General features: G+C 65.1%; 7 protein-coding genes and 1 pseudogene. 5 read left to right on the forward strand and 3 right to left on the reverse strand.

The window, feature by feature from the left end:
- Together ACESL5_RS02525 and ACESL5_RS02530 are read right to left on the reverse strand one after the other, a co-directional pair.
- Positions 1–350: pseudogene (locus ACESL5_RS02525) on the reverse strand (hypothetical protein); the annotation flags it as partial.
- A complete protein-coding gene (locus ACESL5_RS02530) occupies positions 343–2,730 on the reverse strand; it encodes a Lon protease family protein (RefSeq protein ID WP_372591210.1) in 2,388 nt (795 codons plus the stop codon). The gene ACESL5_RS02530 and the pseudogene ACESL5_RS02525, both read right to left, overlap by 8 nt.
- Positions 2,731–2,927: 197 nt before the next feature.
- On the opposite strand from ACESL5_RS02530, the gene ACESL5_RS02535 reads away from it, so the two are divergent.
- The 5 genes from ACESL5_RS02535 to ACESL5_RS02555 all read left to right on the forward strand — a co-directional run bounded on the left by ACESL5_RS02535 (position 2,928) and on the right by ACESL5_RS02555 (position 10,190).
- Positions 2,928–4,295, forward strand: coding sequence for an alanine/glycine:cation symporter family protein (locus ACESL5_RS02535; RefSeq protein ID WP_372591211.1), 1,368 nt, complete (start codon positions 2,928–2,930; stop codon positions 4,293–4,295).
- 22 nt (positions 4,296–4,317) lie between these two features.
- Positions 4,318–4,626 carry a hypothetical protein gene (locus ACESL5_RS02540; RefSeq protein WP_372591212.1) on the forward strand — a complete coding sequence of 103 codons (309 nt, stop codon included), beginning with the start codon at positions 4,318–4,320 and terminating at the stop codon, positions 4,624–4,626.
- Positions 4,627–4,819: 193 nt separating this feature from the next.
- Entirely contained in the window at positions 4,820–7,507 is a 2,688-nt protein-coding gene (locus ACESL5_RS02545; RefSeq protein ID WP_372591213.1) for an outer membrane beta-barrel protein, read from the forward strand.
- Between the two features lie 259 nt (positions 7,508–7,766).
- The gene (locus ACESL5_RS02550; protein ID WP_372591214.1) at positions 7,767–8,876 is read left to right on the forward strand and encodes a hypothetical protein; all 1,110 of its coding nucleotides are present in this window, start codon (positions 7,767–7,769) and stop codon (positions 8,874–8,876) included.
- Positions 8,877–9,005: 129 nt separating this feature from the next.
- Positions 9,006–10,190, forward strand: coding sequence for a hypothetical protein (locus ACESL5_RS02555; RefSeq protein ID WP_372591215.1), 1,185 nt, complete (start codon positions 9,006–9,008; stop codon positions 10,188–10,190).
- Positions 10,191–10,260: 70 nt separating this feature from the next.
- Here the strand turns inward: ACESL5_RS02555 and ACESL5_RS02560 are convergent.
- Positions 10,261–11,563 (reverse strand): APC family permease (locus tag ACESL5_RS02560; protein ID WP_372591216.1); only part of this gene is annotated, 1,303 nt, incomplete at its 5' end.

Genomic DNA, 11,563 nt, shown 5'->3' on the forward strand with positions numbered 1-11,563 from the left:
CCCGTGCTTGCGAGCACCTCCTGGACCGACGATCCCGTCTCGACATGCAGTCGCCAACGAAGGGAAAAAAGCGTGGCCTCGTCCTGCAGTTGCCGTTCGATGCGGCGTCGCTGCAGCCCGAGACGGCTGCGCAGTATTTCGGTATCGAAGGGACGGCTGGTCCCGGACAGGGCGCTGATTTCGCGGGCGAAGGGATAAGCGGCCGAATACAGCAGATCCTGTTCCTCGATGAACAGGCCGACCAGTTCGAGATTGCGGTGGTGGGCGAGTCGCGCGGCCGCGGAGAGGGCGGCCTCGCTGGCGGGCGAGGTGTCCAGCAGGACCACGATGGCACCCGACGAATCATCCATGGTTGTTGTCCGGGCCGGCCCTGTCGTCCCGGTGGCGCGTGACGGCGTGGAAGGCCTCGAGACGGTCGACCACCGCGCGGTTGATGCTGCCCGCCGGGAAGCGGCCGGCAGCGTCCGCCTCGCCGGCGTTCCGTCCGGTCAGCAGGGTCAGCGCGTCGTCCACGTGGTCGATCGCGTACACGTGGAACCGGCCCGCGGCTACCGCGCTGCGGACCTCCTGGTCGAGCATCAGGTGGGGCAGGTTGCTGCGCGGGACCAGCACCCCCTGCGTGCCATCCAGACCCCGGTCGCGGCAGACGCGGAAGAATCCCTCGATCTTCTGGTTGACCCCGCCGATGGCCTGGACTTCGCCCAGCTGGTTGATCGAGCCGGTGACGGCCAGCGACTGACGGATGGGCACGCGAGCGATGGCCGAGACCAGCGCGCAGAGCTCGGCCACCGAGGCGCTGTCGCCCTCGACCGTGCCGTAGAGCTGTTCGAAGGCGAGGCTGGCCGACAGAGAGAGTTCGCCGTCCGGTGCGTAACGGCTGCCGAGGTACCGCGACAGGATCATCACCGCCTTGCTGTGGATGTTGCCGCCGAGCTTGGCCTCGCGCTCGATGTCGACCACCTGGCCGCGACCGGGGCGCGCCGTCGCCGTGATGCGCGTGGGTAGTCCGAAACTGAAGTCGCCCAGCTGAGTGACGGCGAGGCCGTTGACGGCGGCGACCGTCTCGCCGTCGGTGGGGAGCCGGATCGTGTCCCGCAGGATCGCCTCCACGGCCCGCTCGCGGAGCCGTTCGGCGCGCTTTTCCTTGCGGCGGATTGCCTCCTCGATGTGCGCACCCGTGATCGATTCGTCCCGGGCCTTGTCCGCCAGGTGGTTCGCCTCGGCGAGCAGGTCGGCCAGTGGCCGGGTGCCGGCGTCAAGCTTCTCCTGGTCCCCGGCGCGACGGCTGGCATGCTCGATGGTGCGAGCCACGGCGACGGGGTCCAGCGGACGCAACCCGTCGCGCCGGGCGAGGGCGGCCAGCGTGCGGGCGTAGTCCATCTCGTGCTCGGGGGTCCGGTCGAGGTTGTCCTCGAAGTCCGCCTGCACCTTGAACAGCTTGGCGAAATCGGGATCGTATTCGGACAGCAGGTAATAGAGCAGGCGGTCGCCGATCAGCACGATCTTGACGTCGATCGGCATCGGGTCCGGTTCGAGCGTGATGGTGGTGAACACGGCATACATCTGTTCGAGCGACTCGATGCGGACCTGCTTGCCGTAGATCGCCCGCTTGAGCGTCTCCCAGGCGAAGGGCTGCATCAGGACCTGGCGGGCGTGGATGATCAGGTAGCCGCCGTTGGCGCGGTGCAGGGCCCCGGAACGGATCAGCCGGAAATCGGTCAGCAACGCCCCCTCGCGGAAGTAGTGCTCGATACGTCCGATCAGGCGCGCGTGGGTGGGGAAGTCCTCGTAGATCACCGGCGCACCCTCGAGGTCGGCGTTGTCCACGATGAGGTTGAGCTGGTACTGGTTGAGGATCTCCTCGGGAACGGTGCTGCCGTTCTCGTCGAGGTCATTGACGTGCGAGATGATGTCCTCGCGGATGGCCTTGAGGAAGGCGATCACGTCAGGCAGGTGATTCCAGGTTTCCTCGAGTGCCTGCAATTGCTGACCGACCGCGACTCGCAGCATCTCTTCGTTGAGCTCCTGCAGCTTTTCCCGTGCTTCCTTCTGCCACTTGGGAATCTGCTGCAGTGTCTGCTTGAGCCTTTCCTCGAGCTCGTTGATCGCATCCTGCCAGGCCTTCTGTTCCTCTTCCGGCAGCTTGTGGAACTCCTCCGGATCGAGGATCTTGCCGTCGCGGTAGGGGCCGAGGGTGAAGCCGGTTGGCGTGCTCACCATCGCGACGTTCTTCTCTTCGGCCTCCTTGCTGACTTCGGAGATGGCCTCCTGCTGTCGCTGCTTGAAGATCTCGCGCAGCTCCTGGACCCGGTTGTGGTACTCGTCGCTCTCGAACACTGCCGGAATGGCGGTGCGGAATTCCTCGACGAGCTTCTCCAGGTCTTCCTGCAAGGCCCTTCCTGCGGCCGGCGGCAGGCGAAGCAGCCGCGGCTGGTCGGGATTCTCGAAGTTGTAGATGTAGGCCCAGCTCGAGGGCGGGTCGTCCCGTCGGGCACGCTGTTCGAGAAAGTCGCGCACCACAGCGTACTTGCCGGTGCCGGTGGCCCCCAGAGCGAAGAGGTTGAATCCTCCATCCTCGATCTCGGTTCCGAATTCGAGCGCATCGAGCGCACGTTCCTGTCCGGGCGGAGCGGCCGGCGATTCGAGATCGGCAGTGGTCTCGAAGGTCAGTCGGGCAAGATTGCAGGGCTGGAACAGCGCCTTCTCGTCAAGCGGGGACGGCTCCGACATGGGATCCTCTCATGCTGCCTGTGTGCCTATTCGTTATCCTTCGAGACTAGCACGTCGGTGCCGGTCGGCCGGCGAGGATCGGCATGGGCACGCTACTTTGTGACGCATCACGTGTGGCATGCTTTGTCACGAACCGGCTACGCTCCGACTTGGACCTGTCGGCACCGAATCACCAGGAAGAAATCAGGGATACGACGATGGACGCACTCAAGGAATTCCTCGGCAGCATCAGCGGATTCGTCTGGGGGCCGGTGATGCTGGCCCTGTTGCTCGGCACGGGGCTCTACCTCACCGCGGGGTTGCGCGGCATGCCGATCCGCCGGATCGGCTACGGCTTTAGACAGCTGTTCCGTGGCCGACACGCGGCCAAGGACGACCGCGGTGACATCACGCCCTTCCAGGCGCTGGCCACGGCGCTCTCGGCGACCATCGGCACGGGCAACATCGCGGGGGTGGCCACCGCGATCGCCCTGGGCGGTCCCGGGGCGATCTTCTGGATGTGGCTGACCGCGCTGGTGGGCATGGCGACCAAGTACGCCGAGGCGGTGCTGGCCGTTCGCTACCGCGAGGTGGACGAGCGCGGCCGCTATGTCGGCGGGCCGATGTACTACATCAAGAACGGCATGGGCGCGAAGTGGAAATGGCTGGGGGCGGCCTTCGCCCTGTTCGCCATGATCGCCGCCTTCGGCATCGGCAACACGGTGCAGGCCAATTCCGTGGCCGACGTGCTGAACTCCAATCTCGCCGTGCCCCACTGGCTCACCGGGGTCGTGATGGCGGTGCTGGTGTTCACGGTCATCATCGGCGGGATCCGTCGCATTGCGCATCTCGCCGAGTACCTGGTGCCCTCGATGGCCCTCTTGTACGTGGGCGTGGCCCTGGTGATCATCCTGATGAACATCACGGACGTCCCCGCGGCGCTGGCGCAGATCGTCAGTGACGCCTTCACGGGCACGGCGGCCACCGGCGGCTTCGCCGGGGCCGCCGTCTGGGCGGCGATCCGCTTCGGGGTCGCGCGCGGCATCTTCTCCAACGAGGCGGGGCTGGGTTCGGCGCCCATCGCCCACGCCGCGGCGCGCACCAACGACCCGGTGCGGCAGGGCACGATCGCCATGCTCGGCACCTTCATCGACACCATCATCATCTGCACCATGACCGCGCTGGTCATCGTGCTCAGCGGGGTCTGGACCACCGGCGAGAGCGGTGCGGCACTGACCTCCGCGGCCTTCGCGGAGAGTCTCGGCGGCGGCAACTGGGTGGTTACCGCCGGGCTGGTGCTGTTCGCGTTCACCACGGTGGTCGCCTGGAGCTACTACGGCGAACGCAGCGCCGAGTACCTGTTCGGCGTCAAGGTGATCAAGCCGTACCGCTACGTCTGGGTGGTGGCGCTGTTCATCGGAGCGATCGCCAACCTCGAGATCATCTGGCTGATCGCCGACATTCTCAACGCCCTGATGGCCATTCCGAACCTGATTGCGCTGATCGCGCTTTCCGGCACCGTGTTCGCCGTCACCCGGGAGTACTTCGCTCGCCAGAACGAGTCAGGGGCCCGGGATGAGGGTTGATCCAACCATCGGAGGAAAGGCCATGTCGGCTAGCGCATTCCGTCTCCCTTCCATTCGCTTGCCCGGGGTCGGCGTCGCTCTGCTGGCCGCGACCCTGTTTCTCGGTGGCTGTGCCGCCACCGGCCCCGGAGGGGACTACCGTGGTGTGGTGATCTATCCCTACGGGGACGTCTCGATGGAGCCGGTCATGGTCCCCTCCGGCCACCTCCCGCCCCCGGGCGAATGCCGCATCTGGTATCCGGATCGGGACCCTGGCCAGCAGCCGCCACCGGGGGATTGCCGGGATTTGCAACGACACGTGCCCCCGGGGGCGGTGCTGGTTCGCGGCTGATCCGTCGGTCGTATGGCTCTGATGAGCGGCCCACGGGGGCGTTTGGGCCCCTGAGGGACTCGATATGACGTCGAGCCGCACACGATGATCGACTGGGACGTCGGTTCGGACTAAGAATAGGGAAGTACCGGTGATCGGCTTTCACGAGGTGAATAGGCTTGGTCATCGTCTGCATAGCGAGAAGCCAGCCATCATGAAGCGACTTTCATTTTCCATCGCCGTGGCTCTGGGGCTTCTGACGCCAGGCATTGGCGTGAGCCACGTCCTTGCTCAGGAAGTGGAGCAGAAGCCCGAGACTGAGCGGGGGGCGAGCGCGTCGGACGCGATCGAGGACGATGGTCCATCTACCGGCCTGCCGCCCAGCGGTCTCCGGGCCGGCGGGTTTCGCCTCTTTCCCTCCCTGGGGGTCACGACGCTCTACGACACGAACATATTCGGTGTGAACGGCTCCCTCCCGACCGGGGTGAGGACGCACGAGGAGGAAATCTCGGACACGATCGGCGTTCTGTCTCCCGGCATCGCTGTGCGTTCCGACTGGTCGCGACATGAGCTCAACGTCAATGCCGGGGCGGATCTCGCCCGCTACCGGGATAACCCCGACGAGGACTACAACGACTTCTGGTTGAATGCCGACGGGCGTTACGACATCAACGCGGTGTCCAATGTCTTTGGCGGCCTGGGTGTCAGCCGGTCGCACGAGGATCGCACCTCGCCGGAGGGGTTCCAGGGCGAGGAGCCCGTCCGCTACGACAGCCTGGATGCACACGCCGGCCATGCACGTCGCATCGGCCAGACCGTCGTCCGGGTCGGGGGCACGGCCCAGCGCCTCGACTACGACAATGGCGTGGGGGTAGACGGGGATCCGATCAACCACGACGATCGCGACCGCGATATCTACGCGCTCGGTGCGCGCATCAGCTACCTGCGCACGCCCAGGATCCAGCCGTTTGTGCAGGTCTCGGCCGAAGAGCGGCGTTACCGCAACACGCCGGATGATTTGGGTTACGAGCGGGATTCCTCCGGTTACCGCGCTGCCGTCGGCGTGATCGCCAACCTCGGCGACCGCCTCAGTGGCGAGGTTTACGGCGGGGCCCTCTACCAGGAGTTCGATGATCCCCGCTTCTCGTCGGTCAGCGAGCCTGATGTCGGGGCTCAACTCGCCTGGCAGGCCACACCCTACACGCGCGTGACCGGGTCGATCGACCGCTCGCTGGAGGAAACCACCTACTGGCAGTTCGAGGACGGTCTGCCCGCGGTGGCCTCCAGTTATCTCTACAGCCGGGCCGAGGTGCTGGCCGAACACCGGCTGACACCGCGCACGACGTTGTCGGCGATGGTCTCCTACGGCCAGGCCGACTACCAGGAGGTCGATCGTGCCGACGACCTCGTCGGGGCCGGATTCGGGGTGGAATACAAGCTCACCGACAACCTCCTCCTGCAGCTCGACTACCGGCACTTCCAGCGCGACTCGGATTACCGGTATGTCGCGAACGACGGCAACGTGGACCTGCTTGCCGGGAACTACCAGCGTGACCAGGTCTATCTCAGTCTCAAGGCCCTGTTGTACCCGGTTCACGACAAGCTGCCGGCCATGGGCCGGTTCTCACGGCTGCACGCGGAACGCGGCAGCGGCATCGATGGCGGGCTCTACGCCGGGGCCCAGCTCGGCATGAGCGGGATGGCTGCCGCCACCAGTGGGCCGCGCGGGAGTCACGGTACGGATGACGGCGACATGCAGGGCACCGGGTCGACTGCCGGGGCATTTGCCGGCTGGGGGCTGACGACGCGCGACAACTGGTATGCCGGTATCGAGCTGGAGGGGTCGCGCGGGGGAGGTGACTGGATCCACGCGAAGAACAAGAGCACTAGCCGTACCTTCTCGCTGGACACGAACGACTCATGGGGGGCAAGCCTGCGAGGCGGCCGCGTGCTGGAAAACGGCGCGCTGCTCTACGCCCGCCTGGGAGCGGTGCGCACGGAGTTCGACACGTTCTACCAGGCCAACGATGCCCCGGCAGAGGCCGCCGACCAGACCGACCGACAGACCGGCCGGCGCGTCGGCGTGGGCGTGGACGTGCCCGCCGGCGACCACCTCTTCTGGCGATTGGACTACAGCCACACCGACTACGACGCCTACGACGTCCCCTATGGCAGCGGTCCGGAGGCGGTCGAACGGTTCGACAACGCTGAAGGGCTTTTCCGTATCGGCCTTGGCTGGCGCTTCGGCGGTCAGCCTTACCGGCCCACCGACCCGACCGGCGGGGATGTGAGCGGGCTCTACGCGGGTGCCCAGCTCGGGCAGATGATGCTTGCCACCGACATGGATGCCCAGCACCGCAGCCAGGGGCAGGGACCCTACGACTTCAGTGCCGATTTCGGCGATACCGGCCTCGATACCGGGATTTTCGCCGGTTACGGCCTCCAGTGGGATCGAATCTACTTAGGGGTTGAACTGAGCGCGGATTCCAGTTCGGGCGAGTGGCGGCACGAGCGTGAAACCCCGGGAGGTGGGGGACGTGACTTCTCGCTGGAAAAGAAGGGCGGCCAGGCATTGGCTGCACGGCTGGGCTACCAACTGGACAACGGCACCCTGCTGTATGCCCGCCTGGGCAAGGCTAGAAGCCAGTTCAACTGCCGCTACGCGAAGGGTGCGCAGGCGAGCAACGACATCAATCGTGACGAGATCGAGATCGGTGATCGCTACGGCCTCGGGGCCGAGGTGCCGTTGACGCCCAATACCTTCGTGCGTTTCGACTACAGCCGCACCGACTATGGCGACATCGCGTTCGTCACCGGTCATGGTGACGGAGCGAATGCGGACGAGGTGCGCTGGGAGAATACCTCCGACCAGTTCCGCGTCGGGGTGGGCTACCGCTTCTAAACGGGTGTCGCCATTACCAGGTACGTGTATTTCCCCGCCCCCGAGGCGGGGTTTTTCGTGCCGGGGAGCTGAAGGCTGCTTTAAGCGATCCCATGCTCGAGCCCGGCCCCTGCGGTGCAACGACTGCCCCGGCGTGAACGAGCGATCCTTATAAGCTGGACCAGGAAATAGTGGTGTAAAACTAATGGTTTATTTCATTTCGTTGCCACGGTTTAGGGCATATAAGTGTGAGAGGGAAAATTAAATTGGAGGCTCCCACATGAACACGATGCATATTACCGGCCACGCGCGCTCGGTCCTGACGGGTAGCCTGCTCGCTGCGGGGCTAATTGCCACGCCGATGTTGTTGGGCAACACCTACACGACGAATCTCGTGCCGATTTCGACTGTTCACGCCGCCGAGCACGGTCACGGAGGACAGGGTGCCGGCGCGGGCATGCAGGGCCAAGGCGCCCAAGGGGGCAATGCCGGGGCAGATAGTCAGCGATTGGTCGACAGCGTCCTGCGTGGCAAGGGCGGCCGGCTCGACACGATGGTTGACGAGGACACGGATCGCCCCGACTGGGCCGGAGGTGGCGGCAAGGGGGATACTGGCAAGCCGCCAGGTGCCGGTACCAACAAGGGCGACCTCTATGGCGACTTGTACGTGATTCTCCGTGACGACAACGGTGAGCCGATCCTCGATCAGGGGCGCGTGCAGTTCCTGGACGCCGATGGCAACGTGATTCCCTACCAGTCGGATGATCCGGAGGACGAGGGATTTACCGAGGTCGCGGATGCCTCGCTGCTGCAGGAAGTCGATTTCGGTCGAACGAACCTCGTGCGTTCGCCGCCCCAGGTCTTTGATCGTGCGCTCGCCGAGGCCGAGAGCATCATCGCCACCGATGCCGACGGCGTGCTCGAGTACGACGAGGCCGGGCGCATCGTCGTTGTCCAGGAGGATGGCACGGAGCTGACCATCGATTCGCCGCTGGAAAACCTGGCGCTGTACCTCGATGAGATGACCAACCCGGACACGGTCTGGACGCTGGATGATGCGGCCACTTTCCTCGCGGCCGGGTCGAGCAAGACCGGAAACATCTCGGTCGACATGGTCGTCTACCTGAACTCGATCCTCGAGATCAACGCCGATGGCGAGTACTTCGACTTTTCGACGTTCAGCTACGACCGGGACGACGCCTACAGCGGCACGGTGAGCTACTGGGTGGACAACGGTGACGGGACGGCCACCTACATCGAAGACGTCAAGATCATCGATGCGATCTTCGATGGCGAGGGGACGGATACCCTGAGCGGGGCAGCCGCCTTCGCCCAGGCAGCGGACGATGCCCTGCAGGTGATCGAGTTCATCCACGAGCCGATCCACTGATCGACGCCGTCGACACATGGCTGGGAAATGACACAAAGGCCCCTTCGAGGGGCCTTTCTCGTTCAGAACACGCGTGCCGTTCCGGGGTCGGGAGCCGCCCGTTCGGGTAATTGCACCAGGAGGTTCCGCATGAACCATCTCAAGACGAAGCAATATCCATATCGACCGCTGCTGACGGCGCTGACCCTGACTGGTCTGCTGTCGGTATCGATGATTTCGACCGGTGTTTCGACTGCCGGCATGTCTTTCTTGTCGGCCGCTCATGCCGCTGAGGACGGCCATTCCGGCGGCCGTTCGGGTGGGGGTGGCCACGACACGGGCTCCACTCACGTCGACGGCCACACCGACGATCACGACGACACGGAGCATGGTTCCCGGGGTGGTCCCGGTGGGAAAGGCGGTCCGCCGGCCGGCAAGGGCGGTGCCCATGCCGGTGCTGGCAGCCAGCGACTGGTCGACAGCGTGTTCCGGGGCAAGGGACGGGATCATCTCGACAGCCTGGACGACACGGAAGAACGACCCGACTGGGCCGGTGGGGGAGGCAAGCCGGGAACCGGTGCGCCCGCCGGTTCGGGCGGCAAGAAGGGGGGCATCTACGGCGAACTGGCCATCATCCTTCGCGACGAGAACGGTGAGCCGGTTCTGGACGATGACGGTCGGGTTCAGTTCCTGGACGCCGACGGGAACGTGATTCCCTACAACGACGAGGGCGAGGTCTCCGACCCCACGGCGTTGCAGGAGGTCGAGTTGGGGCGCCTGAACGTCGGCCGAGCGCCGGCGAGCGTGCTGGCCCGGGCGCTCGCCGAGGCGGAACGGACCATGGCGCTTGATGCCGACGGGGTAATGGAAACCGACGCGGCCGGACGGATCGTGGTCGAGGCGGCCGACGGTGAGGTCTACACCATCGACTCCCCGGTGGAGAACCTGGCCCTTTACGTCGAGGCCATGACGAATCCGGAAGAGAGCGGCTGGACCCTCCAGCAGGCCGCGTCGTTCCTTGCCGCAGCCGCGAACAAGTACGGCGAAATCAACCTGGACATGGTCGTCTATACGAACACCATCCTGGGAATCAACAATCCCGAGAATGCGTACTACGATCTCACCGGATTCACCTACGATCGGGCAGCGGTCTACCACGACGAGGTCACCTACTGGGTGGACAACGGTGATGGTACGGCGAGTCAGGTGACCGAGCCGCTCATGGATGCCGTCTTTGACGGTCAGACCTACCAGGGGACAGCCGCGGACGCCTTTACCCGGGCGGCGGACGATGCCCGCGCGGTGATCGAGTTCATTCACGAGCCGATTCACTGAGCCGTCTGTCAACCGTCGTGGAAAGGCCCCGAAACGGGGCCTTCTTTCTTTGGTCGTGACGGCGGACGGATCAGTTGGCGGTGCGTCGCTGCAGGAACAGCGCCTCGCCGACGAGGATGGCGAGCATGCCCGCCGCGGCGATGGCAACCACCAGCGGGTCGCTGTGGAGCTTTACCCAGAGAAAGCCGCCCAGGGCCAGCAGGTCGAGGCCGATCGCGGTGGCGAGGATGCCGCGGTTGGCGTTGACGTCTCGATGCAGGTGGCGGAGCACCCCCCAGTGGATCGCGATGTCCATCACGAGATAGAAGATGATCCCGAGCGAGGCGATTCGCGACAGGTCGAAAAAGGCAGTCAATATCAGGCCCAGCACTACCGTGTACACGAGCGTGTGCTTCTGGATGCTGCCGGGCATGCCGAAATGGCTGTGCGGCACCAGCTCCATCTCGGTGAGCATGGCCAGCATGCGCGAGACCGCGAAGATGCTGGCGACGATCCCGCCGGCCGTGGCGATGATCGCGAGGATGACCGTGAACCACAGTCCCCATTCGCCGGCCACCGGGCGTGCGGCGGCCGCGAGCGAGTAGTCGCGGCTCTCTATGATCTCCGGCAGCGAGAGGTTGATCGCGACGGCGGTTCCGACCAGGGCGTAGATGCCGACGCACAAGAGAATCGCAATGATGATTGCCCGGCCAACGTTGCGGTGGGGGTCGGTGATCTCCGAGCCGCTGTTGGTGATCGTGGTGAAGCCCTTGAAGGCGAGAATGCCCAGTGCGGTGGCCGCTAGAAAACCGCTGATGCTGGCATCGGGTCCACCCCCGCTGCCATCGGGGACGGCGAGGGTGTCGGCGGCGAGTATCCCGACGGCTCCGAAGAGCAGGATGCCGCCGATCTTGATCAGTCCGAGCCAGGAGGCGAATTCCTCGATCAGCCGGTTGCCGGATAGATTGATCAGAAAGGCGAACAGCAGCAACCCGACGCCGAGTGTCGGAGCCAGCATGTCCATGTCGGCGACGTCGAAAAGTTGCAAGGTATAGGAACCGAAGGTGCGGGCGAGGAAGCTCTGCGCGATCACCATCGAAAAGTACATCAGCAGCGCGTGGAACGCGGTGGACAGCCCCTTGCCGTAGGCCTTCTCCAGGTACATGGCAATCCCGCCCGCCGAGGGATAGGCGTTCGACATTTTCACGTAGCTGTAGGCACTGAACCCGACGATCACCGCCGCGGCGATGAAGGCCAGCGGGAACAGCGGTCCGGTCATCTCGGCCATCTGGCCGGTCAGGGCGAAGATCCCGGCCCCGATCATGACCCCGGTGCCAAGCGCGACGGCTCCCACCAGGCTCAGGCTGTTTTCACGATAGTTCGGAGTGCGATCG

The organism is Guyparkeria sp., from assembly GCF_041687595.1.
In the GTDB taxonomy this organism is placed as follows: domain Bacteria; phylum Pseudomonadota; class Gammaproteobacteria; order Halothiobacillales; family Halothiobacillaceae; genus Guyparkeria.